The sequence below is a fragment of the Aequorivita sublithincola DSM 14238 genome (assembly GCF_000265385.1).
Classification (GTDB): Bacteria; Bacteroidota; Bacteroidia; order Flavobacteriales; family Flavobacteriaceae; genus Aequorivita; species Aequorivita sublithincola.
Map to the genome: position 1 here is coordinate 2,205,859 of NC_018013.1, position 23,871 is coordinate 2,229,729.

Genomic DNA, 23,871 nt, shown 5'->3' on the forward strand with positions numbered 1-23,871 from the left:
CGCCGAGCCACTCAATAAACTCGGCGTTTTTTAGTTAATTTGTAGTGGCTGAGCGAAGTCAAAGCCTTGTTGCCAAATGGCAAACGTATTATAAAAAAATAGGTATGAATTTTCTTTATTTCGATCCGGGCGTTGGAGCAATGATAGTACAGGCAGTAGTGGCAGCAGCAGCTGGTATTTTGCTTTTTTCAAAAGGGGTAATGTATAAGGTGAAATCTTTTTTCGGAATGACAAAAGAGAAAGAAGATACTTACGATTCAATTGACGTTGAAGAGCAAGACACCGATACAGATGACGAAAAAAACTAACCCACACCAAGCCTCATTTCGCGATCCTTCAGGACACATTTTTTATGACGAAAAAATCTTGCGAAGGGCTATCAATCCTATATATTTTCCACAGTACAAGAAACTAAAAGAGAGTGGTTTTTTCAAAAACCTAATTTCAAACGGTTTGCTGATTCCGCACGAAGAGACTTCAGTTTCTTTAGGGGAAATAATCATCACTCCAGAAGAAATTCCTTTCATTACAAATCCGTATGAATGGAGTTTTGAGCAATACAAACACGCCGCACTTCACACTTTAAAAATTCAAAAATACGCGCTTTCAAAAGGTTTTATTTTGAAAGATGCCTCTGCTTACAACGTTACTTTTCACAAAGGGAAACCTGTTTTTATAGACACTCTTTCTTTCGATTTTTATGAAGAAGGAACGCCGTGGAGAGCTTACAAACAATTTATCACACACTTTTTAGGACCATTGGTTTTGGCGAAATATCACGGCACTGAAATTTTCAAAATGATGCAAACGCACATTGACGGAATTCCTGTAAAATTGATCGCGTCTTTGTTGCCTTCACGTACCAAACTAAGTTCGGTACTTTATCCAAACATTCACTTGCTCGCCAAAATGGAAAGCAAGCATAGCGAAGATTATAAAGCTGAAACCAAAATTACAACCCTTTCAAAAAAAGCGCAAGAAAATATAATTGAAAGCCTTTTTGACTACATTAAAGGTTTAACGTTGAAAGAAGCCAGTGAATGGGGCGATTATTACAATAAAACCAATTATGACGAAGCAGCTTTCGAAGCTAAAAAAACGCTCATAAAAGAGTGGATTAAACCATTGGCTCCAAAACGCCTGATTGATGTTGGTGGAAACGACGGAACTTTCGCAAGAACAGTTATTGACAGTGTTCCACATATTATTGTTACCGATATTGACAGTAATTCTGTAGATTATAATTACAAACAACTTCAGCAGAACAAGGAAACTAATATGCTTCCCTTTGTTTGCGATGTTTTGCAACCTGCGCCAGGTATTGGTTTCAACAATACTGAACGCAATTCGTTGATGGAGCGCTTGGCGGAATATGCGCCAGATGTTACAATGGCTTTGGCTTTGATTCATCACATAACGCTTTCTGGAAATGTTCCTTTTGAAAAATCTGCGGAATTCTTCGCTTCATTTTCAAAAAACCTTATCATTGAATTTCCGAAACGTGAAGATTCTTGGGCAGAATCCTTATTAGTTAGAAAGCGTGAATTTATAAACCATTTCGATTTTTACAACGAAACAGAGTTTGAAAATGGTTATTTGAAATACTTCACACTCGAAAAAAAGGAAACGGTAAATGGGACAAAACGTTTGCTGTATCTTTTGAAAAACAAGAATCATGAAGGCTAAAGAAAAACAGGGATTCTTCTCGTTTTTTTTTAAAAAAGAGAACCTGTTTCCAATAATCACAGCGCTTGCTGCTGGTTTGTATCCGCTGCTTTTTTATTACACAAACAACTTTAAATTAATAAATTCTTGGGGACACTTCGGGTATTTTATCTCGTTGTTTCTTTTAACTCCGATTGTTGTTTTTTTCATTGCCCACAAGATTTCGAAATTTCAAGTTTTTGAAAAACTACAACCTTACGTTCTTCCTTTTTTAAACTTTTTCGCCTTCTTTTTCTTTCTAAACGTCGCGCTCTATGCTAGTTTTAGTTGGTTGCGGACTTTTGTTGTTTTTGCGATAGCGTTTCTTCTTATTTTTTTACTTTGGAAGTATTTCAAAAAAATTATTGCTTTTCAATTCATTCTGGCAATAATTGGTGTTTTCACCTTAACGCCAGTACTTATAAAACAGCTCAACTATTCCAAAGAATGGATGAAACAACCCGACGGAATTGAAACTGCAGTTTTCAAAAAGAAACCAAACATCTATTACATTCAGCCAGATGGTTATGTGAATTTTTCAGAACTAAAAAAGGGTAACTACAAAATTGAAAATAGTGTTTTTGAGAATTTTTTGAAAGAAAACAATTTCAAAACCTATCCCAATTTCCGAAGTAATTACGCAGCCACGCTTCCTTCAAACAGCGCGACTTTTATGATGAAGCACCATTATTACAATAACGGTTCTGACTTCACGGAAACCATTGATGCACGGGGAATTGTTATAACAGAAAATAGTGTTCTTAAGTTTTTAAAGCATAATAATTATCATACATTCTTTCTCGCCGAGCAACCCTATTTTCTAGCAAGCAAGCCAAAATTGGGCTATGATTTTTCAAACTTTTCGTTGAAGGAAATTGAGTTTATTACCAAAGGTATTGGCGAACCTAGAGATGTTATTGAACCGTTCAAAAATTATTTGAAAACCTATAATCAAGGACCCAATTTCTTTTTTATTGAAATTTTCAATCCAGGACATATTATTAATAGAGAATCGAAATCCAAAGGAATTGAAGGAGAACGCGCGCATTATATTGAAAGCTTAACCGAGTCCAACAAAAAACTAACGGAGCTCACAAAAACAATCTTAAAAAACGATCCTGAAGCCTTGATAATTATTATGGCAGATCACGGCGGTTTTGTGGGAATGCGGCATACCAACGAATCTATTACAAAAAACACCGATCCAGATTTTGTGAATTCAATGTTTAGCACCATTATGGCAATTCATTGGCCAAACGGCGAAGCACCAGAAATTGATGCTAAGTTGAAATCTTCCGTAAATTTGTTTAGAATTTTGGTTTCCTATTTAAGTGAAAATGATTCGTATCTTTCAAACTTGCAGCCCGATGAAAGTTATATAATCATCAATTTTGACGCGCCAAAAGGAGTTTATGAATATTTGGACACCGACGGAAATGTAGTCTTTAAAAAGCATTAATGGAATCTAAACCACCAAAAGAAAATTCTAACAAGTTCTTCGGAAGTTTCTCCGAAAACCCTCTATTTATAGCACTTGGCGTAGGGCTTTATCCTTTGGTTTTCTATTATTCTCGAAACTTTGGAATGATAAATTCTTGGGAACAATTCGGGTATTTTTCGTTACTTTTTATTGTGCTTCCCATACTATTTTTTTCATTGTTGAAGTGGATTTCAAACTTACCTTTCGCCTCAAAATGGGGTAAATATTTACTTCCGTTTTTTAGTATTTTTCTGTTTTTATTTTACCTCAAAATCGTTTTATATGTAGATATGGAGCGTAAAATTATCGTAGGAATTTTTATGATTTCTGCGTTGATAGCCTATTTCCTCCTTAAACATTTTAAAAAATGGATTGCGTTGCAGCTCATTTTGGCTTCGATTGGTTTTATCGGTTTGGTGCCAACGTTGATGAAATATTTTAATTATTCTTCAGATTGGATGCAGCAACCAGACGATATTGAAGAGGTAGTTTTTCAGAAAAAACCCAACGTTTACTATATCCAGCCAGACGGTTATCCAAGTTTTTCTGAATTAAAAAGTGATTTTTATAAGGTAGATAACGCCGATTTTGATAGTTTTTTAGCCCAAAAGAATTTCAAAAATTATCCAGATTTCCGAAGTAATTATATTTCAACGTTAACTTCTAATAGTGCTACTTTTATGATGAAGCACCATTATTACAACAATGGAAAGGATTATTCTGAAATGTTGAACGCTCGTAAAAATATAATTTCAAAAAACCCAGTGCTTTCCATTTTCAAAAATAATGGATATAAAACTCATTTTATAACGGAACATCCATATTTAATGGTAAACCGCCCGAAAATTGGGTTTGATTATACCAATTTCACATACAACGAAATCCCTTATTTAACAACGGGCTTCAATGTTATAAAAGATACTTATCCAGATCTAGAGAACGCAATCGATTCAAAAAACGACAGTGGAAATTTCTTCTTCATCGAAATATTTGAACCCAGCCACATTGCCACCACGAAGGAAACTTCAAAGGGAAAAGTGGCAGAGCGGGTGGAATGGCTTAAAAAACTTGAAATAGCAAACACGAAGCTTGAAAAAATGGTCAACCTAATTACTGAAAAAGATCCCGGTGCGCTCATTATGATAATGGCGGATCACGGCGGTTTTGTTGGGCTGGACTATACGCTTCAAGTTTACGCGAAAACCTCAAATCCCGAGATTATTTATACTACTTTTGGAGCAATGCTGTCCATTCGCTGGCCAAATAATGAAGTGCCCGAAATAGACTCAAACTTAAAAAGCGGTGTAAATGTTTTCAGGATTTTGTTTTCGTTTTTAGGCGATGACCCGAAATATTTAAAACATTTACAAGACGACGGCAGCTATGTTATTTTGAAGGAAGAAGCAGAGCCAGGCGTTTATCAATACATTGATGATAACGGAAATATCGTTTTTAAAAAGTTGTGATTTCTGAAGTAATTATTTTAAAGTTAGACTTCAAATGTTTCAATGTTCTGAGTTTTGATAGAAAATTCATCATTTTGAAATATTTGAACAGCAATTCGAGTTATAAGTTTGAAAATAACACTTCTTCACAATCAGTTTGAGTATTGAAGAACGAAAACGTAAAAGTGATTTCATATTAAAGGAAAGCAATACATTGGAAGAAAACTACCAAATAAAAATATACAAACCATCACAAAAAACTGCATGGAATAGCTTTGTAAAAGAAGCAAAGAACGCTACCTTTCTCTTTCAGCGCGATTTTATGGACTATCATTCTGATAGGTTTCAAGACCATTCACTGTTGGTTTATAAAGCTGAAAAGTTGGTTGCTGTACTTCCTGCAAACATTTCCAATTCAGAATTACATTCACATCAAGGCCTTACTTATGGCGGATTGGTTTTAGGTAAGAAAACTACATTTGAAGAAACATTGCAGATTTTTAAAAGTCTGCTTTCATTTTTAAAAGAAGAAGGGGTTGAAGTTTTAAATCTAAAATTACTTCCTAAAATCTATCATCAATTGCCAAGTGATGAAATTGATTATTTATTGTTTCTCGTAAAAGCTTCACTTGTTAGACGAGATATTACAAGTTGTGTTTTCAATGAGAATCCTTTAAAAATAGCATCTTCAAATCGTTTACGCGGAATTAAAAAAGGCGAGAAAAACGAATTGCAGGTTAGGGAAGAGGCCAACTTCAAACCTTTTTGGATCGAAGTTTTGGAACCGAATTTAAAGAAAGTTCACAATCAAAAACCTGTTCATTCTTTGGAAGAAATTGAATTGTTGCAATCCCGATTTCCTAATAACATTAAGCAATTCAACGTTTATAAAAACGACGAAATCGTAGCAGGAGCAACCATTTTTGAAACTGCTACTGTTGCGCACGCCCAATATATTTCAGCAAACGAAATAGGCCGCCAAACTGGCGGATTGGATTTTCTGTTTAAGTACTTGCTACAGCATTTTTCGCATAAAAAGTATTTCGACTTTGGAATTATAAATGAAGAACAAGGAAAAAAAATTAACCAAGGACTACTCAATTGGAAGGAAACCTTTGGCGGGAGAAGTATTGTACACGATTTTTACGAAATCAAAACCGAGAATCACGAACTTTTAAACGACATTTTTATATGATTCCATTTTTGGATTTAAAGGCAATAAACCAACGGTTTGAAGCAGAGTTTCAAAACAGTTTTCAACGTTTTTTAGATTCTGGCTATTATATTTTAGGAAGCCAAGTAAAGTTGTTTGAAGCGAACTTTGCCAACTATTGCGGAACAACTCATTGCATTGGCGTTGGCAATGGTTTGGATGCGCTTCGTTTGATTTTGGAAGGCTATAAAATACTTGGAAAACTTAAAGAAAATGATGAGGTTTTGGTAGCTTCAAATACCTACATCGCCACAATTTTGGCAATAAAACAAGCGGGCTTAAAACCCATTTTGGTAGAAGCCGATTTGGAAACTTACAATTTCGATTTAACTTCACTTCAAAATGCAATTTCAGAAAAAACAAAAGCCATAATGCCCGTACATCTTTACGGACAACTTTCCCCAATGGATGAAATTTTGAAGATTGCAAAGGCAAACAATTTGTTGGTTATTGAAGACGCGGCACAAGCTCACGGAGCAAAAACAAAAATCGGAAAAGTTGCCGGAAATATTGGTGATGCGGCAGGTTTCAGCTTTTACCCAACTAAAAATCTTGGCGCTTTGGGAGATGCTGGAGCGGTTACAACCAACGACGATGCTTTAGCTGAAGTAATCCAAAAACTAAGAAATTACGGCGCTTCAACAAAATATGTAAACAAACTTTTAGGTTTCAATTCTAGACTTGATGAACTTCAAGCTGCATTTTTGAACGTTAAGTTACCGACTTTAGATATTGATAATGAACGTCGAAGAACCATAGCCAAAAGATATATTTCTGAAATCGAAAACGACAAGATAGCGCTTCCGCAATATGACGGCAGCGAAAATCACATTTTTCATCTTTTTGTAGTTCGAGTAGAAAATAGAAATGAATTTATAGATTATTTAGATAGAAATGGTGTTGGCCATTTAATTCATTACCCAATTCCACCTCACAAGCAACAGGCACTTTCGGAGTTTTCTAGTTTAAGTTTTCCTGTCACCGAAAAAATCCATAATGAAATTATTAGCATTCCAATTAGCCCAATTCTTTGTAGTGAAAATGTAGATGCCGTTATTTCAGTTTTAAACAAATATTAATTGAAAATTCCACAATTCATACGCGGCAATTTGCTTTTAAAGATGACTTCTTTGAACGCCGTGGTTATTGGTGTTAGGCTACTTATCTCTGCCGTAGTCCAACGTTTATTAACTGAGTATGTTGGGCCGGTTGGGCAGTATAAAATTGGGCAACTTAGAAGTTTGTCGCTGCTTTTAATGTCCGTTACTTCCTTAGGAACTTTTAATGGAGTCGTAAAATATATAGCCGAATATAAAAAAGATCAAATAAAGCTACAAGGTCTATTTTCCTCAGTTTTTTTGTTTCTAATTATTGGTACTTCAATCACGGCAACTACGCTTTTAACCTTTTCTTCGGAAATCAGTTCGTATCTATTTTCGACTGAGGAATATTCATATTTAATAAAATTAACAGCGGTTATAGTTCCATTTATTGCTGTTCAACGTGTTTTTAACGGCGTCATAAACGGTCTTTCTGAATATAAAAAATTCGCCAAAATTGATCTGATTAGTTACCTGTTTAGCGCTTTTCTAACCGTAGTTTTTCTATTTCAATATAACTTGGACGGTGTTTTAGTAGCAATTGCAATTACTCCGATTCTTCAGGTTTCGGTAATGCTTTTCGTTTTTTATAAGGTGCTTCGAGAGTATATTCAGTTTAAAAGTCTCACACTAAAAGCGCCAATGGCTAAAGCGCTTTTGGCCTTTACTGTTATGTCTTTTGTTTCCTCCATCTTATTGCCAATCGTGGAAATTGACATCCGTAGTATGCTGGATGAAAAATTATCTGGAAGAGATGCTGGAATTTGGACGAATATGACCTTCATTTCGCAGAATTATATGGTATTTTCAAGTTCTATTTTTACACTTTATGTAATTCCGAAATTTGCAGGAATCTATGATTTTAAGCTGTTTAAGAAGGAAGTGATTTCAATTTATAAAACTTTATTACCTCTTTTTGCCGCAGGAATGATTCTAGTGTTTTTATTTAGAAATGTTATTATAGACCTTATATATCCTGGACAAGTAGAAATGGCACCACTCTTTAAATGGCAACTTATGGGCGATTTTGTTCGTTTGGCATCCTTAGTATTGGCGCATCAGTTTTTGGCTAAAAAATTGGTTCTAAATTATATTTTCACTGAAATTTTGTCGCTTTCCATTTTTTATGGATTAGCCTACTTTTTGGTTGGAAAATTTGATGTGGAAGGAGTGGTAATAGCACATTTTATTAGGTGTTTAATTACATTCTCCGTAATATTATATTTGGTAATTCGCTATTTTAAGAAACGAGAGAATAATTTAGAAACTAATTAAGTAAGAAAGTGAAGGATTTTTTCATAAATATATATCGTTCGTTAAGAAGGTCTAAATATGCTTTCCTTTCCAACAATAAAAATATTGAAGGAAATTATAACGCGCACCAACCCATTCTTTTCAATGGACTTGGGAAAATTTCCTTTGGTACGAACGTAAATTTTGGGGTGATAAATTCGCCTTCTTTTTATAATTCCTATTCTTACATTGAAGCGAGAAACAAAGCAGCAATCATCTCTTTCGGAAATAATGTAAATATAAATAATAGTTTTTCTGCAATTTCTGAAAAACGAATTACGATAGGCAATAACGTTTTGATTGGCTATAATTGCCAAATATCGGACAGTGATTTTCACAATTTAAATAAAGACAGTAGACAACAAACTGATCCATATCCAATGGACGTTAATGTGGGAGACAATGTGTTTATCGGCAATAATGTTACGATACTAAAAGGAGTTGTGATTGGTGAAAATTCGGTAGTTGCAAACGGAAGTTTAGTAACAAAAAGTTTTCCGAAAGATGTAATTATTGGTGGCATTCCTGCAAAATTCTTAAAGGAACTTTAGAATTTTCAGAGATTCATATTGTCTTTACTTTTCACGGATTTTCACTCTAGTTTAATGTCTTTTTAAAAACTGATTCTACTTTTGACATAGTTGTCTTTACTTAATTTCTTTAGTAATCTCTTCAAAATTTAGGAGAACAGAACCTGAGATAATAGCTATATTTGCGAAAAATATCCAAGACCTAATTTTTATGTCCCAAGCACTTTTTAATCCCTTCCAAGATTTAATTTTCGACGAACATTTTTGTTTCCTTTCGGGAGTTTTGACCACGGAAAAAATGACCGTTTTCCCACAATGGTTGATGGATCATTTTAAGTTTGGCAACGAACGGATTGAGATGATGGATAAAACTAAATCTTACACATATTCCGACCTTACATTACCGTGTTCGCCAGAAGTAAAGCTTGCTTTTGAAGGATTGGGAACAAAAGTTCAAGCAGCCTACATAAACGGTTTTGAAGGAATGGCGGCACTTGATGAAGAACTTCTTTTCCAGTGGACAGGAAGAATGGTTTACGGCTTGCTTTATTACGAAATGCTTTATGAACGAGACAGATTGCTTAGACTAGGCGAAGATTTTGTCCTTTCCACAGCGCTTAGAGAACGTTTTGGGCACTTTCATCTAATGCTGCAATCTTTGATAGAGCCAGTTTCATTCGTGGGTAAAAAGCCTTGGAGCATCGTTGTTTTTCCGCTAAAATATTCCTCAGATATTTTTAGTTATCGTGATGATGCCATCAATTTAATGTTCTCTTTCGGCGTAAATGGTTTTGGTTTTATTGCCTGTTTGCAGGACAATGGTGTAATCGGGGACAAGGAAAAGGAATTGCTCGAGAAAATGAAAGACCACGTTTTGCATCCCGTTCAATTTGAAGAGTTGTACGCGCGGTTTCATTATTCAGATTATATATTGCAGTACAAGCCTCAATTCAAAATTGAGAGCGAAGACGACGGAATTACGATAGAAGCGCTTCCCATTGAGGCGAAAGGGAACAAGCCAATTTTCGGGTTTTGGGATGAAGATATATTTGCCCAGTTACTCTCCAATTATTGGAACGTCTACGGCATTGAAAGAGAAGATATTCTGAAATTTCAAAAGCCGCCACTTAGCTTTCTTGAAAATCCGTACACCAAGGATTTTATCAACCCAGAATCCATTGATTTGCCGTTCTAATTATTTGCTCCAAACTTCAAGATATTTCTTGGCGATGGCAATATAGTTATGCTTCCGTTCAATGAATTCGTAGGCGTTTTTACCAATTTTTTGAATGTTTTCGGGCTTTTCAATTAACCACTTTAATTTTGAAACCAAACTTTCAACATTGGAAACTGCGTTTATACACACTTCATCTTCCTCTAAATTATAGCGTTCCAAAAACTCAATTTCTGCTCCTGTGAACACCACTTTTCCTTTTGCCATCGCTTCCAAAGCATTATAGCCTTGATCGTAAGCAAAAACTTGGTCCAAAAGAATATGAGCGGAATTATACTTTTCAATATATTCTGAATACGGAACATTTTCAACCGTAATCACTTCAACTTTTGAAGGATATTTCCGCTGAATTTTAGCTAGTGCCGCTTCAAAGTAATCATTTCCTTTTTTGAAATAATTCGCCCGATTGATGCCGTGAAAAATGATGATTTTTCCTTCGGAAGAAAACTTTTGAAACTTTAATTTTTCAGTATTCACCGGGTTTGGAATCAAACCTAAGTATTTTTCTTGTCCTTGAAGTGGAATGTCATAGTCCAAATCGGAGGCAATTACACCATTTACTTTTTCAAAAGTGAAATCGTGTAAATCTTTGTATTCAGGTTTTAAATATTTCAACGCTGGAAAAAAGTCTTTTTCTGTAACTTTTCCTTCAAAAAGTGGATCGAAAATTGAGTAACGAAACTTTTTCTCAAAGGCGTATTTCACACTCGTATAATCAGTTCCGCAGGAAAGTAGAAATAGTTTTTTGTTGTTTTGCTTTAAAAATGAAATGATTTCCTTTTCATATTTTGGCAAAATCCCGAAGGGACTTTCGTTTATAAGTTGAACAATATCAAAGCCTTTAAACTTCTGTTGAAGTTGGAAAAACTGCTTTTTTTGATATTGTGAATTAAGATCCATCCCAAAAAGATTGTACAATCCTACTTTTATATTTTTCGGAATACCAGTCTCGTATTTACGTTTTAGAAGAATATCTGAAGGAAAATCCTTAAATTCATCACCTGTTGAAACCAGCGTAACTTCGTGGCCAAGCGCCTGCAATCCTTCCTTTAAAGAATTGTGCAACCTACTATATTCGCCAACCAAAAGTATCTTCATAATTATTCTTTACCCCAGAGGATAAGGGTTTAGAGCAAAGTTTAAAAAAAATTTTCTGCGTCCTCTGTGCCTCTGTGGTTATTTTAATCAAACACCAGCAAAAGTATTCATAGAAACCTATCTTTGTCTAATACGGTCAAAAATACACAATAAAAATAGATGACTTCTGAAAAGAAATTTAAAGTCTGCTTAGTTTCCATTTCGCTTGCAAAAGGTGGATTGGAGCGGTCTTGCGCCATGCTATCACAAATGTTGGATGCACACGGTCACAATGTGCATTTGGTAATTCTGAATGATGAAATAGATTATCCTTACAGCGGAAAAATGCTGAATTTAGGAAAGCTAAAAGCCAAAAAAGACACGCTGGCGAGAAGATTGCTGCGTTTTCGAAAATTTCGGAATTATTTGAAGAAAGAAAATTTCGATGTAATAATCGATCATCGTCCTAAAAATAATTTTGAGCGAGAACTGTTCTATTCAAAATTTATCTATCGCGAACTGAACAAAATTTACGTAGTTCATAGCTCCAATAAAACTGAATATCTCACTGAAAAACCGACGGCATTTTCAAAAACCTGTCAAGAAAATGTTTTGAATGTCGCCGTTTCGGAATATATTGAAAACGAAATTTTAAGAAAAGAAGGAATCACCAATTCCGTTACAATTCACAACCCTTTTGACCCTTCTTGGGCTGAAATATCTGGCGATTTTCCTGAGATTCTTCAAGACAAGAAATTCATACTTTCCTACGGCAGATTAGATGATTCAATTAAGGATTTTTCATTTTTAATAGAAGCTTTTTCACAATCAAAAGTTTGGGAAAATGATTTTCAACTTGTGATTTTGGGTGATGGAAAGGATAAAGAAATGCTTCAAGAATTGGCTACTTCTAAAGAATGTGTAGATCAGATTTTATTTTTGCCCTTCACAAAAAATCCTTTTGAAATCATTAAAAACGCCCATTGTGTAACGCTAACCAGCAAATACGAAGGCTTCCCAATGGTTTTGGTAGAATCACTTTCGTTAGGAACACCAGTAATTTCATTGGATATAGTTTCTGGTCCTTCGGAAATTGTGCAACATCAAACAAACGGCTTGTTGATTGCCGAAAGAAGTTTACCTTTATTTGCGGAAGCTTTGGAGCGTTTATGTTTTGATGAGAACTTTTATATAACCTTAAAAAGCAACACCAAACCTTCTGTAGAAAAATTTTCAATGGAGAAAATTGCAGCAAAGTGGAACCAAATTTTACAACATGCCTTACAATAAAATAGAAAACATCAATTTATTGGACATTCCAAAAATCACCGATCCTCGTGGCAACCTTTCTGTTGTTGAGGAAGGTTTTTTACCCTATGAAGTAAAACGGGTGTACTATTTGTACGATGTGCCAAGTGGCGCATACCGCGGCGGACATTCCCATAAAGAGCAACAGGAATTTTTAATAGCCTTAAGCGGCAGCTTTGAAGTAATTCTGGATGACGGAAAAAATAAAAAGTCTGTCACTTTAAACAAACCTAATTCGGGCTTATTAATACCAACCGGAATCTGGAGAGAACTGGAAAATTTTTCGTCGGGATCGGTCTGTCTAGTACTTTCTTCAGGACGGTTTTTGGAGAGTGATTACATTCGTGAATACGATGAATTTAAATCATTTAAAGGTGCCTAACCTTAAACCTAGTTTTTCTAAACCGTTTTTAGTTCTAAGCATATATTTTAAAACCGTTTTGTTCTGCTGAAGAAGGAATCGTTGTTTCTTACTTATATTCCTTGGGCTTATTTTCTTATAATTTTTCTGAAAAGCGTCTTTATTTCCTTCCACTTTGGCTAAAATGCAAAGTGAATATCGGTTTAAATCTAAGAATTTTTTAAGAGCAGGATTTTCTTCTTCGTAAACTTCGTATGCTTCGAAATTTGCTTTTTCATCCAGGTTTTTTATACTTTTAAACAGACTATTTTCCCGAACCAGATAAGTCGCGCATACCTTTGGGCTAAAAACTACTTTGTATTTTAAACCGATTCTTACGTATAGATCTGTGTCTTCGCCGCTTTTTATTTTTGGATTGTACCAACCCGCGTTTTCAAAAACTTCTTTTTTTAATACTGTGGAAATACTTAACAATACAGAATCGAGTTGACTTGCTTCAAAATAATCTACGACAACAGCATCGTTTTCAATGGTTTTAATAGAATAACTGTTTTTAAATATTTTTCCATTTCGTTTAATTTCTGTGGCCGTTGCAAAAACTGATTCTTCGGGAAACTCAGTCAATAAACGGTTTTGCTCTTCTAAATAAAAATGATACCAATAATCATCAGCATCCATAAGGGCAATATATTCAGATTTTGCTTCTTGGATTGTGAAATTCCTTGCAGCGGAAGCGCCACTATTTTCTTTTGAAAAATAGCGAATCCGCGGATCCTTGAATTTTAGGATTTCAGCTTCACTTTTGTCTGTGGAACCATCGTTTAAAATTACAACTTCAAAATCTGTAAATGTCTGGGCCAAAACACTTTTTAAAGTGTCCGCAATATATTTTTCTTTATTAAAGACCGCTATGACTACTGAAAACTTAGGCATTTTCTGGTTTTAAGGTGCTTAGATATCCCAACCGATATAAATCAAAATAGAAGAGTGATGGTTTTGAGGAATTTAGATTTTTCAGCATTTTGTTTTTTGAAAGATTAAAAAACCATCGCACGCCGAAAAGAAGATTGCTTCTTTTTAGTTTTAGATATGTCTTTAATATTTTCACAGTTTCGTCATCTATTGCGCCTGTTTCATGAAAATTCAACAAATTTTGGAGAGCAAGTTGAGATTTGTTTATAAAATCAGCATTTGTTTCCAAATTTAAATGAATTACAGGATTGTCAATATGAAACAGAGGAGTTTTGTTTTTTTGAAGTTCATAGGCAAAAACAGAATCCTCATAGCCATAGCCAGAAAGATTTTCATTGAATTTTATTTTCCCAAAAACTTCTTTCTTAATAGCGAAGCCCATTGTTATAAAACTTCGGTATGGAATTTTAAGTCGTTCTGAGAGCGGCAGACTTTCTCGTTCGGTTCCATATTTATAACGCAAACTAAAATTTTTTGAAGTGTTTTCTGGATATCCAATTCCGCCAAAAATAACCGTACTTCCCTTTGAAAGAGCCGTAATGTATTTTGAAATGAATTCTGAATTTGAAGGAAAAGTGTCTGCATCAAGAAATAGTAACCAACCATATTTTGCTTTTTCAGCCAACAGATTTCGGATTTTACTTCGCCCAATATTTTCTTCCAAAACTTGAAAACTGCAATGAATCAATGAGTTGATTTTTGAATTTTCTTCAATTATATTTTTGTGATTGGAAGCATCGTCAACCACCAATATTTCATAGGCAATCTCAGCATTTTCGCACTGTTTATGCAAGTTTTCAACTAACGGAAAGACGTTATAATTATATGTTGGGATGAGTATGGAAATCATTTTTTGGCAATTAAAACAGTTTCTTCCATAAAACCATAACGCTCATTTGCAGGAAAAGTTTTGATTTCAACATTTATAAAGCCGTTTTCATTCAATCTTTTTTGCAATCCTTCCACCGAATAGATGCGCACGTGGTCTTCCTGACCAAAAGCCGCCAATCTTTCTTCTGAAGTCTTTTTTGAAAAATCTTCGTAAATATTTCCTTCTTTAAAAGGAGTTTGAATTATGCAGGTTCCACCAGATTTCAAAACGCGGTGCAATTCTTCCATTGCTTTTTTATCGTTTTCAATATGTTCCAAAATATGGTAGCAAATTATTAAGTCGAAAAAATCGTTTTCTTTTATAATTTGGGTGATGTCGTAACGATAATCCGCAAGAAATTCATCTTCAAAATCGGTGCTAAAATAAGTTATGTTTGCGTTTTTCTTTAGCAATCTATAAACGCTTCGTGAAGGCGAAAAATGCAACACTTTTCCGCAGATTAAATCATTCTCGTTTAGAAACCAATAAAGCCTTCGGGTTCGCGAGCGACTTCCGCAAAAAGGACAGAGCAAATCGCCATCGGGAATTTCTAAGAATTCTTTATTTCCGCGACCACAAACGGTGCATTCGTGATTTTTTCCACGCAAGTGAAAAGCAAAAACAGACCGAAAAAACGCCTCGTTTTCAAAGAGGAATTTTCGCGGAATCACAGAAAGTGCAACTTTTTTAAGCGTTTGATACATTCTGCTAAAATACAGCAATCTTTTTTGGATGCTAAAAAAATGTTCAGAATTGATTCGCAGATTCATAGCGGACACATATTTTATTTAGAATACTATTCGCTACTAATTCACGAATAAAACATAAATCGGGGAGCAAAAGTAACTGTGGCTAACAAACTTTTTAAAAATTAGTGAATTCGTGGCGTTTTTTAAAGATTATACTTGTCATATTCGTAGGCTTTAGTTATTTCTTCAATTTTGAAAAAAGAAGTACCTTGTGTAAAAAACAATTCGTGCGTATTTTATTCCTGCTTTCTATAATTTTTCTTTCCTCATTTTCGGCTATCGCCCAAGAAGATGCTTGGTTTTATCTTAGGGCTCGTGATACTGCTTTTGTTCCCACCTTTGAAAAAAAGGGAGATTATTTAATCTATTCTGGAAACGATGCCAGATTGAAAGCCGCATTAAAGAATTATAAAATCATGGCTTTTAAAAAAACATGGAAACACGCCAAAAAAGAAAACCTGAAAAAAACCTTCTTTGTGATTTCGGATAATGCCGCATTGATGCAGGATTTATTACGAAATGTTTCAAATCACTTTGAGTTTGGAGAATTAATTGCTGAAGAAGACAAAAAAATATTTGAGCCTAACGATTATGGTCTCACCAGCACCATTGGAAAAAATTTAGGAGTTCAGCGGAATTTTGATTATCTCGATTTTTTAGAAGTTCCAAAGGCTTGGTATTATACTACTGGCTCTAGAGATATTATTATTGGTATTTCTGACGGAACCTTGGATCCAGATGATATAGAATTTGCTGGAAAAACTAAAATTATACAAAAATCTGTTAGTGCCAAGGGTCACGGAATGTCAACGGCAGAAATTGCCGCAGGCCAAGGGAACAATGGGTTTGGCGCCCCAGGAATTTGTTATGATTGTAGTATATACGGAACAAATTTTTTACATTATAAAAATTTGGTACAGCTTTTAGAACTTTCCAAATTGGGTGTAAAAGTTATTAATTGTAGCTGGGGTGTTACGAGATACTACGAAACTGCGCAGCAAGCTATTTATGAAATGATGGAAAATGGTACTGTAGTAGTTGCTATTGGCCACAACACGCCGTATTCCTCCTCTAAAGGAAAAGAGTTCTATTATCCCGCTTCCTATGACAAAGTGATTGCGGTTTCTTCGGCTTCTCACAGATATGAGCACTATACTGAAAACATTCAATATTTAAAAGAGCAAGATTTATATTATGTAAAAGACATTCGTTATTATGTGGGACAAACAGGAGGTTTTAAAAATAATGATACCACAAAGACCCCAGACCTTTATCCTATTAGTGTAAGTAACTTAAATTCAAAAATTGATATTTTGGGACCGGGAACAGGCCTTTTTCTTTATGGTGATCTTAAAACGAAAAATAATATTGTAACGACTGAATATAACCAAACATCCATTGTTGCACCGGTAGTTTCGGGCACTGTTGGACTTATGTTTTCACTCTATCCTTGTCTTCCAGCGGAAGAGGTGGAGAGCATTATTAAATTTACTTCTACAAATATCGATGATGTAGAACCCAACAAACCATACGCAGGAATGTATGGCGCTGGAATGTTAAACACAGGACGCGCCGTGGAAATGGTTTTTAGAATGTTTGCCGAAAAAGAATCTGTAAAAATTGAAAATCAGCGTTTCAGCCGTTGGGATTTTAAACTTACTTCAATTACTGAAGTGATTCTTAAAAACCAACAATTTACAGAAAACGCTACTTTAGATCTTACTTCAAAGAAACAAATAGTAATTTCTGAAAACACCGTTTTAAAACCGAACGCTTCTGGAAAAATTCATCTAAAAATAGATCCAACACTTAAAAAGGAATGTGAATTACGTTTACGCGACCCAAGTATATTGAAAGATTAATACGGATTTGTCGTTTTGAAACACGACGTTTAGAACCACGACTTTTTGAAACAAGACAGTTTGAAAAAACATTAAATATTCTTACTTACTGAATACTGCTAATGAATACTGCGACTGAACACTGAATACTTTTTTAAACCGTCTTCTGAACAACTTCAAAAATCTGATTTTCGTCGCATTTCAAAGTTTTTGAAGGATATTTAAGAAGCAACGCATAATCGTGAGTGGCCATTAGGATGGTGTTTCCGTTTTTATTTATTTCTCGGAGAACCTCCATTACTTCAACGCTTGTTTGTGGGTCTAGGTTTCCTGTTGGTTCATCTGCAAGAATCAATTCAGGGTCGTTTAAGAGTGCGCGGGCAATTGCCACACGCTGTTGCTCACCACCAGAGAGTTGGTAAGGATATTTGAAGGCTTTTGTTTTCATGTCTACTTTGGATAGCACTTCATTTATTTTGCTTTCCATTCCTGCTTTGTCTTTCCAGCCAGTTGCGGTTAACACAAAACGAAGGTTGTCGTGAACTGTGCGATCATTCAGCAATTTGAAATCTTGGAAAACTACGCCCAGTTTTCTTCTTAAAAAAGGAATATCATTTTCTTTAAGTGTTGCAAGATTATAACCAACAATATGACCTTCACCTTCTTTTAAAGGAAGATCGCCATAAAGCGTTTTCATAAAACTACTTTTTCCCGTTCCGGTTTTCCCGATTAGGTAAACAAACTCGCCCTTATCAACGGTTACGCTTACGTCGGAAAGCACCAAATTATCGGTTTGGTAGATTGCGGCGTTTTTTAATTCCAATACGGCTTGGGACATATTTTTTATTGTTTAGGTAAAATTGAAATACAACTAAAAGAATCAATGGAAAAAAGGGCATTGAAAAGCGGGCATTGGAGCCAAAGGTAACTAAAGCTTGCCCCAATGATGCGCCCAAAATTAGTAAAACACAGAAGAATTCAAAAGTAAATGACCATTTTCTATTGCGTATGCGTGTATAAAAATGAAACGCACAGATTATTAGAAAAAGTATTTTCAGAATTATAATTATTGGAGTCATTATAAATAGCCAAACGCCAGTCAAAGCCCACTTAATTTCCTTTATTGGGAAAGAGTCGTAATTCCACATCATTCCCGTTCCCCAAAAATCCAACCATGAATGAACCACTTGTTTTAAATAGGCGAGCTTATTATTTTCAAGAAGGTCGTCGTTCATTGGTTTTAGTAATTGTGAAAATTCAGCAACGGTTAGAGGTTCTTTTTTGCCCAATTCAGCGTAAACATGCCAAATAGCCATTGCTTCATCTGCGCCAGAGGCAATCAACGAGTCTCTTTTCCGAATATGAATTTCGCGAATATCTGCGTATTTGTCGTCAGCTTTTTCAACAAAAAACACGGTGGTCTGGGCAACATTTATTCCTGAAAAGGAAGTAATAGCCTTGTAACCCGTATGGTTTTCATTAAACGAAACCCAAAAGGAATAAAAGATGAAGGCTGGAATACAAAAGAGAAAAATTCGGCTTAGATTGTGAAAGATTCCACTTCTAAAGTTTAAAACCAAGTAATAAAAGGCTATAAGTGGTGGAAGTATCAAAAACATAGGTCGCACCATAAGAGTTATTGCCGCAGCTAAACCGATTAGCAAAACTTTCCATAGACTAACTTTTTGCGTAAAAAAATCAAACTTGAACAAAAGCCAAACACAAAAAACCAAACAAAACAGTGTTAGGTTTTCCGTAAGAATTGCACGTTCATAAAAAAGAAGATGTAAAAATATTGAAGGAATTAGCCCAATTAATAACGAAAAATGAAGGTTTTTGCTATTCTTATAAAAAATATAGAAAAGCATCAAAGAAGTAAGTATTCCAAGTATGCTTTGCAAGATTGTGGTAATTTGTAGTGAAAGATTCGCCAAAAATATCAGCAACGGATAACCAGGAGTGCGCGTACCGGCATAATTGCTGAAATCCCAATTTTTAATCATCTCGGCCATGGTTAAGTAGCCTTCGGAGTCATTAAAAATACTTACATGACCATAATAGAGCACGTAAATTATAATCCGAACTAGTACGCCAAAAATTAAGAGGAAAGAGTAAGGATACTCTTTAGCCCAAGACCACGGTTTTTTTAAAATCATTCTTTTACTGTTTCTGAAGAGAGAACCAGTTGTTTTAAAACATCAATTTCTTTTTGCTGTTGAAGGATATAAAGCGTCAACTCTTCTATTTTTTTAAGTAAAATCAAATTCATTTCTTTTAAAAAAATCCCCTCATTCTGCATTGTCTCAGCAGAAGGGACATTTGGCAAATGATTATTTTTCTTTACAAAAGCTTCCAGTTCTTCCAAGGAAATCAATTTGTATTCGGGCATTGCTTCTGAAAAACCGTTGAAATAGCTTTCAAAAACATAATCTGGTGCTATGGCTCCATTTAAATCTACTAATACTTCTTGTGTATGAATCTTTCCTTTAACCGTTAAGAGTTCGTCGGGGAAATCAGTTCCAATCCCTATTTTACCGTTTTTTTCTGACAGGTTTTTAAAAGGGTTTCGCTGTGCGGCGGCGGAAAAACAGAATAGTAGTGTAATTGCAAATACTATTGTAGGGAAGATTTTTTTCATGATCATTAAATTTTTATAAAAATAGGGATATTTTTGGATTCAAACATTTTTGATTTTTTTTGATGATTAATTATGAAATTTATCATCCTTCCAATTTTGTGGGTTTTTGATAATATAATTTTCAATACGATTATATTCATCGTGGTTCCGAATGATGTGGTCGTGAAACCTGTTCTGCCAGCCATTTTCAATTTCCAAACGATTGGCGTGTCGCGTGACCGCAGATTTATAGGAACCCACAATGGACGAAATGGTATTTTTTCCCTGATTTTGAAATCGGGTTTTTCCAATCGTTTTTCCTGTTGTTCCATCCATCGTTTTTTCCGTTTTTTCGCCCGTTGATCCGTCTGTTGATCCGTCTGTTGTTCTGTTTGTTGTTCCGTCCGTTGTTCTGTCCATCGTTCCCCGTAGAGACAAGGCATGCCTTGTCTCTACCACGCCGTCAACCACGCCGTCAACCACGCCGTCAACCACGCCGTCAACCACGCCTTCTAACCCATCGTCATCCAAACCACAATCCATATCATCGCCATTCGGTTTGTCAATTAATAAAATACCATGGATATGGTTAGGCATAACCACGAATTCGCCCAACGAAACGTGTTTTGAATGATTTGGAATTTCGTGCCATAATATATCAACAATAATTCCTAAGGATGAAAAAACCATTTTCCCATTCTTAATTTCCCCGAAAAAATGTTTCCTGTTTTTAGTGCAAATGGTTATAAAATAAGCCCCATTCCAACCATAATCCCACCATTGCGCACGAATGGATTCAATTCTATATTTCCCCTTAAATTTTTTCATTAGGTATTAATTTCAAATCTTTAAACGGAATCCTAACTCTTAAAAATAAGGAATATTCCTGTAAAAATTAGCAATATAATTTATTGTAATTTGCGGCGTTATAATAACAATAAATTCACCAAAAAATCATTCGTTAATTAAACCTTAAAAATTTACAGTATCGCCGAAAGCTACATTTAAAGTTAAATATCTTTACGCCACCAAAACTGTAAATAATGATTAAGAATTTCTGTGTCTTTTCGCTTTTTCTATTCCTCTCATTTTCATCATTTTCCCAGCAAACAGCAACATATACTAACGAACTCGTTGATTTTAACCAAGCCTTAGAATTATATAATAATGGCCAATATCTTGCCGCGCAAAGTCTTTTCGATAAAATAAAGAACAGCAGCGATGATGAAACAGTACAAAGTGACTGTGCCTATTATGTTGCAAATGCAGCCGTTCGTTTAAATCAGCAAAACGCCGACCAGCTGATGGAAAGTTTCGTGGAAAAATATCCCACGAGTTTAAAACGAAATTCTGCTTATATAGATGTAGCAAATTACTATTTCGAAAACGGAAAATATCCTTTCGCACAAAAATGGTACGATAAAGTTGATCAAGGAAGTTTGAGCAGAAGTGAGCAAGAACGTTTCAATTTCAACAATGGCTATGTTTATTTTAAGGCGAAACGTTATGACGATGCAAAACCTTTTTTCAACAAAGTTTCCACGTCACAGAAATATGGTTCTCAGGCTAAATATTATTTAGGTTTTATAGCTTATGAAGGCGATGATTACGAAGTAGCCAACAAGAATTTTGAAGAAGTAAAAGGTGAAGAACGCTATTCCGAAGACCTTTCCTATTACCAAGCCGATATGAATTTCAAACTCGGAAACTTCCAAAAAGCCATAGATATGGGGAAGGAGCAGTTTAGTAAATCCAGTCCCGAAGAAAAGAGTCAGCTTTCAAAAATTATTGGGGAAAGTTATTTTAATCTAGGCAACTATTCTGAAGCCATTCCATATTTAAAAGACTACAAAGGCACGCGTGGCAAATGGAACAACACAGATTATTACCAATTGGGTTACGCTTATTACAAAGAAGGTGATTTCGAAAAAGCAATCGGTGAGTTCAATAAAATTGTTGATGGAAAGAATGCCACGGCCCAAAATGCTTACTATCATTTGGCTGAAAGTTATTTGAAACTAGACAAAAAGCAAGAAGCATTAAATGCTTTTAAAAATGCTTCGGAAATGGATTTCAGTGCTGAAATTCAAGAAGATGCTTATTTGAATTATGCAAAATTGAGTTATGAAATTGGGAACAGTTATAAAAGCACGCCACAGGTTTTGCTTTTGTTTATTGAAAAATATCCAAGCAACGCTAATAACGACGAACTTAAAAAATTATTGATTGACAGTTATATCACTTCAAAAAATTACAAGGAAGCCTTTAATCTGCTTGAAAACAACAAAGATTTCGCAGATAAATCGGCTTACCAAAAAGTAGCCTTTTATAGAGGAATTGAACTTTATAACGAATCAAATTACAACGAAGCGATTTCGTTTTTTGATAAAAGCATGAAAGAGTCGCAGGATGCAAGGTTTGCAGCACGCGCAACTTATTGGAAAGCTGAAAGCGATTATCAACTTTCTAATTTTGAGAAATCGTTGGCTGGTTATAAAAAGTTTGCACAAATGTCAGGTTCTCAAACCACTTCAGAAAACAAAAATTTGAATTATAATATAGCTTACAATCAATTTAAACTGAAGAACTACACTGAAGCCATTTCAAATTTTAAAAGTTATGTTGGCTCTTCTTCCGCTGAAACAGTTCGGAAAAAAGATGCTTATTTGCGATTGGGCGACAGTTATTTTGTGACCAGTCAATATTGGCCAGCGATGGAAAACTACAATGCTGCTGCTGAAATGGGAGGTGATAATGATTATGCACAATTTCAAAAAGCAATCAGCTACGGTTTTGTGGATCGCCCCGATAAAAAGGTTGAGGAATTGATTGCATTTGCAAAAAAATATCCAAAATCCGTTTATCGCGACGATGCTTTGTATGAATTAGGAAATACCTACGTGGCACAAAATAAAACAAACGCAGCTATCTCGGCGTATGACCAATTGGTTCGCGACATTCCAAACAGCAGTTTCGTTTCAAAAGCATTGCTGAAAAAGGCACTGATTTATGACAATACTGGAAAAAGTAACGATGCGTTGGCTATTTTCAAAAGAGTGGCAAAGGATTTCCCATCAACTCCTGAAGCTTTGCAAGCCGTTGCTTCCGCAAAAATCATTTACATAGACCAAGGAAATGTTGACGAATACGCCCGTTGGGTAAAAACTTTGGATTATGTGCAAGTGGGCGATACAGAACTTGACGACGCTGCGTATTTGGCTGCAGAGCAACCTTATTTAGAAAACAATCAAAGTCAGGCAAAGGGCCGTTTTGAGGATTATTTGAAGCAATTTCCAAATGGGCAACACGCACAGAATGCACATTTCTATTTAGGCCAAATTTATTTTACTGACGGGAAAAATGATCAGGCAATCCCACATTTTGAATACGTGGTAAATCGTGAAAGAAGCGAATTTACGGAACAAGCTTTAGCAAGAGTTTCAGAATTGTATTTAGGCAAAAAAGATTATAAGAACGCTTTAAAATATTTAACGCGTTTGGAAGCCGAAGCAGATTTTCCACAGAACTTAATTTTTGCACAGACCAATAGTATGAAGGCTTCGTATGAATTGAAGCAATATGTCGAAGCAGTAAATTATGCTGAGAAAGTACTTCAAAATTCAAAAATCGACAATTCAATAAAAAGTGATGCACAAGTGATTATTGCTCGTTCGGCAATGAAAACAAATAATGAAACCAAAGCCAAAACTGCTTATGCCGAAGTGCAGAAAATTGCAACTGGTCAATTAGCTGCTGAAGCGCTTTATTTCGATGCTTACTTCAAAAATAAGGAAGGAAAATTCGAAGCCTCAAACGCTTCTGTACAGAAATTAGCTAAGGATTATTCTGGCTATAAATTATACGGAGCCAAAGGATTGGTGCTGATGGCGAAGAATTTTTACGAATTAAAAGATGCGTACCAAGCAACCTACATTTTGGAAAGTGTAACTAAAAACTTCACCGATTTTCCAGAAGTGGTTGAAGAGGCAAAAGCAGAATTAGCTGTAATCAAAAACGCAGAAGCAAAAACCAATTCATCTGTAGAAACAGGAAACTAAAAACTCCGTGACCTCTGC

General features: G+C 35.1%; 21 protein-coding genes. 13 read left to right on the forward strand and 8 right to left on the reverse strand.

Translation table 11 applies throughout. The features are described from left to right. Positions 1-104: 104 nt before the first annotated feature. From AEQSU_RS10110 to AEQSU_RS10150, 9 genes are all read left to right on the forward strand, one after another. The gene (locus AEQSU_RS10110) at positions 105-308 is read left to right on the forward strand and encodes a hypothetical protein (RefSeq protein WP_014782762.1); all 204 of its coding nucleotides are present in this window, start codon (positions 105-107) and stop codon (positions 306-308) included. Continuing rightward, on the forward strand, positions 292-1,686 hold the full coding sequence (locus tag AEQSU_RS10115; protein ID WP_014782763.1) for a hypothetical protein: 1,395 nt from the start codon (positions 292-294) through the stop codon (positions 1,684-1,686). The genes AEQSU_RS10110 and AEQSU_RS10115 overlap by 17 nt, the downstream gene beginning before the upstream one ends. Next, entirely contained in the window at positions 1,676-3,163 is a 1,488-nt protein-coding gene (locus tag AEQSU_RS10120; RefSeq protein ID WP_014782764.1) for a sulfatase-like hydrolase/transferase, read from the forward strand. The genes AEQSU_RS10115 and AEQSU_RS10120 overlap by 11 nt, the downstream gene beginning before the upstream one ends. Next, positions 3,163-4,650, forward strand: a complete 1,488-nt coding sequence (locus AEQSU_RS10125) for a hypothetical protein (protein WP_014782765.1) — start codon at positions 3,163-3,165, stop codon at positions 4,648-4,650. Before AEQSU_RS10120 ends, AEQSU_RS10125 begins: the two co-directional genes overlap by 1 nt. 136 nt (positions 4,651-4,786) lie before the next feature. Then, complete coding sequence (locus AEQSU_RS10130) at positions 4,787-5,824, forward strand: hypothetical protein (RefSeq protein ID WP_014782766.1); 1,038 nt, start codon at positions 4,787-4,789, stop codon at positions 5,822-5,824. Continuing rightward, complete coding sequence (locus AEQSU_RS10135; protein ID WP_014782767.1) at positions 5,821-6,921, forward strand: DegT/DnrJ/EryC1/StrS family aminotransferase; 1,101 nt, start codon at positions 5,821-5,823, stop codon at positions 6,919-6,921. Before AEQSU_RS10130 ends, AEQSU_RS10135 begins: the two co-directional genes overlap by 4 nt. Beyond that, entirely contained in the window at positions 6,922-8,217 is a 1,296-nt protein-coding gene (locus AEQSU_RS10140; protein ID WP_014782768.1) for an O-antigen translocase, read from the forward strand. An 8-nt stretch (positions 8,218-8,225) separates the two neighbouring features. Further along, a complete protein-coding gene (locus AEQSU_RS10145) occupies positions 8,226-8,786 on the forward strand; it encodes an acyltransferase (protein WP_014782769.1) in 561 nt (186 codons plus the stop codon). A gap of 190 nt (positions 8,787-8,976) precedes the next feature. After that, a complete protein-coding gene (locus AEQSU_RS10150; RefSeq protein ID WP_014782770.1) occupies positions 8,977-9,960 on the forward strand; it encodes a hypothetical protein in 984 nt (327 codons plus the stop codon). Here the strand turns inward: AEQSU_RS10150 and AEQSU_RS10155 are convergent, their stop codons facing one another. After that, on the reverse strand, positions 9,961-11,097 hold the full coding sequence (locus AEQSU_RS10155) for a glycosyltransferase (protein WP_014782771.1): 1,137 nt from the start codon (positions 11,095-11,097) through the stop codon (positions 9,961-9,963). Positions 11,098-11,256: 159 nt separating this feature from the next. On the opposite strand from AEQSU_RS10155, the gene AEQSU_RS10160 reads away from it, so the two are divergent. Further along, complete coding sequence (locus AEQSU_RS10160; protein WP_014782772.1) at positions 11,257-12,366, forward strand: glycosyltransferase; 1,110 nt, start codon at positions 11,257-11,259, stop codon at positions 12,364-12,366. Next, entirely contained in the window at positions 12,353-12,766 is a 414-nt protein-coding gene (locus tag AEQSU_RS10165) for a sugar 3,4-ketoisomerase (protein WP_014782773.1), read from the forward strand. The genes AEQSU_RS10160 and AEQSU_RS10165 overlap by 14 nt, the downstream gene beginning before the upstream one ends. On the opposite strand, the gene AEQSU_RS10170 is transcribed toward AEQSU_RS10165, so the two are convergent. The 3 genes from AEQSU_RS10170 to AEQSU_RS10180 are packed head-to-tail and all read right to left on the reverse strand — an operon-like array spanning position 12,749 to position 15,358. Next, positions 12,749-13,678 carry a glycosyltransferase family 2 protein gene (locus AEQSU_RS10170; protein ID WP_014782774.1) on the reverse strand — a complete coding sequence of 310 codons (930 nt, stop codon included), beginning with the start codon at positions 13,676-13,678 and terminating at the stop codon, positions 12,749-12,751. The two genes, AEQSU_RS10165 and AEQSU_RS10170, sit on opposite strands and share 18 nt — an antisense overlap. After that, positions 13,671-14,567 (reverse strand): glycosyltransferase family 2 protein, encoded by an 897-nt coding sequence (locus AEQSU_RS10175; protein ID WP_014782775.1) that lies wholly within the window; start codon positions 14,565-14,567, stop codon positions 13,671-13,673. Before AEQSU_RS10175 ends, AEQSU_RS10170 begins: the two co-directional genes overlap by 8 nt. Continuing rightward, positions 14,564-15,358, reverse strand: a complete 795-nt coding sequence (locus AEQSU_RS10180; RefSeq protein ID WP_014782776.1) for a class I SAM-dependent methyltransferase — start codon at positions 15,356-15,358, stop codon at positions 14,564-14,566. The genes AEQSU_RS10175 and AEQSU_RS10180 overlap by 4 nt, the downstream gene beginning before the upstream one ends. A 206-nt stretch (positions 15,359-15,564) precedes the next feature. Between AEQSU_RS10180 and AEQSU_RS10185 the strand changes: the two genes are divergently transcribed. After that, the gene (locus AEQSU_RS10185) at positions 15,565-17,199 is read left to right on the forward strand and encodes a S8 family peptidase (RefSeq protein WP_014782777.1); all 1,635 of its coding nucleotides are present in this window, start codon (positions 15,565-15,567) and stop codon (positions 17,197-17,199) included. 133 nt (positions 17,200-17,332) lie between these two features. Here the strand turns inward: AEQSU_RS10185 and AEQSU_RS10190 are convergent, their stop codons facing one another. The 4 genes from AEQSU_RS10190 to AEQSU_RS16845 all read right to left on the reverse strand — a co-directional run bounded on the left by AEQSU_RS10190 (position 17,333) and on the right by AEQSU_RS16845 (position 20,623). Continuing rightward, the gene (locus AEQSU_RS10190; protein ID WP_014782778.1) at positions 17,333-18,016 is read right to left on the reverse strand and encodes a cell division ATP-binding protein FtsE; all 684 of its coding nucleotides are present in this window, start codon (positions 18,014-18,016) and stop codon (positions 17,333-17,335) included. Then, positions 17,964-19,334, reverse strand: a complete 1,371-nt coding sequence (locus tag AEQSU_RS10195; protein WP_014782779.1) for a hypothetical protein — start codon at positions 19,332-19,334, stop codon at positions 17,964-17,966. Before AEQSU_RS10195 ends, AEQSU_RS10190 begins: the two co-directional genes overlap by 53 nt. Then, positions 19,331-19,816, reverse strand: coding sequence for a tail fiber protein (locus tag AEQSU_RS10200; RefSeq protein WP_014782780.1), 486 nt, complete (start codon positions 19,814-19,816; stop codon positions 19,331-19,333). The genes AEQSU_RS10195 and AEQSU_RS10200 overlap by 4 nt, the downstream gene beginning before the upstream one ends. 66 nt (positions 19,817-19,882) lie before the next feature. Continuing rightward, complete coding sequence (locus AEQSU_RS16845) at positions 19,883-20,623, reverse strand: transposase (RefSeq protein ID WP_014782781.1); 741 nt, start codon at positions 20,621-20,623, stop codon at positions 19,883-19,885. A gap of 215 nt (positions 20,624-20,838) precedes the next feature. On the opposite strand from AEQSU_RS16845, the gene AEQSU_RS10210 reads away from it, so the two are divergent. Further along, positions 20,839-23,853, forward strand: a complete 3,015-nt coding sequence (locus tag AEQSU_RS10210; protein ID WP_014782782.1) for a tetratricopeptide repeat protein — start codon at positions 20,839-20,841, stop codon at positions 23,851-23,853. Positions 23,854-23,871: the final 18 nt, after the last annotated feature.

Bases quoted from the DNA above. Each gene is read 5' to 3' on its own strand.
- AEQSU_RS10110 (WP_014782762.1), top strand. From the start codon at position 105: ATGAATTTTCTTTATTTCGATCCGGGCGTTGGAGCAATGATAGTACAG.
- AEQSU_RS10115 (WP_014782763.1), top strand. From the start codon at position 292: ATGACGAAAAAAACTAACCCACACCAAGCCTCATTTCGCGATCCTTCA.
- AEQSU_RS10120 (WP_014782764.1), top strand. From the start codon at position 1,676: ATGAAGGCTAAAGAAAAACAGGGATTCTTCTCGTTTTTTTTTAAAAAA.
- AEQSU_RS10125 (WP_014782765.1), top strand. From the start codon at position 3,163: ATGGAATCTAAACCACCAAAAGAAAATTCTAACAAGTTCTTCGGAAGT.
- AEQSU_RS10135 (WP_014782767.1), top strand. From the start codon at position 5,821: ATGATTCCATTTTTGGATTTAAAGGCAATAAACCAACGGTTTGAAGCA.
- AEQSU_RS10150 (WP_014782770.1), top strand. From the start codon at position 8,977: ATGTCCCAAGCACTTTTTAATCCCTTCCAAGATTTAATTTTCGACGAA.
- AEQSU_RS10155 (WP_014782771.1), bottom strand. From the start codon at position 11,097: ATGAAGATACTTTTGGTTGGCGAATATAGTAGGTTGCACAATTCTTTA.
- AEQSU_RS10160 (WP_014782772.1), top strand. From the start codon at position 11,257: ATGACTTCTGAAAAGAAATTTAAAGTCTGCTTAGTTTCCATTTCGCTT.
- AEQSU_RS10165 (WP_014782773.1), top strand. From the start codon at position 12,353: ATGCCTTACAATAAAATAGAAAACATCAATTTATTGGACATTCCAAAA.
- AEQSU_RS10170 (WP_014782774.1), bottom strand. From the start codon at position 13,678: ATGCCTAAGTTTTCAGTAGTCATAGCGGTCTTTAATAAAGAAAAATAT.
- AEQSU_RS10175 (WP_014782775.1), bottom strand. From the start codon at position 14,567: ATGATTTCCATACTCATCCCAACATATAATTATAACGTCTTTCCGTTA.
- AEQSU_RS10180 (WP_014782776.1), bottom strand. From the start codon at position 15,358: ATGAATCTGCGAATCAATTCTGAACATTTTTTTAGCATCCAAAAAAGA.
- AEQSU_RS10190 (WP_014782778.1), bottom strand. From the start codon at position 18,016: ATGTCCCAAGCCGTATTGGAATTAAAAAACGCCGCAATCTACCAAACC.
- AEQSU_RS10195 (WP_014782779.1), bottom strand. From the start codon at position 19,334: ATGATTTTAAAAAAACCGTGGTCTTGGGCTAAAGAGTATCCTTACTCT.
- AEQSU_RS10200 (WP_014782780.1), bottom strand. From the start codon at position 19,816: ATGAAAAAAATCTTCCCTACAATAGTATTTGCAATTACACTACTATTC.
- AEQSU_RS16845 (WP_014782781.1), bottom strand. From the start codon at position 20,623: ATGAAAAAATTTAAGGGGAAATATAGAATTGAATCCATTCGTGCGCAA.
- AEQSU_RS10210 (WP_014782782.1), top strand. From the start codon at position 20,839: ATGATTAAGAATTTCTGTGTCTTTTCGCTTTTTCTATTCCTCTCATTT.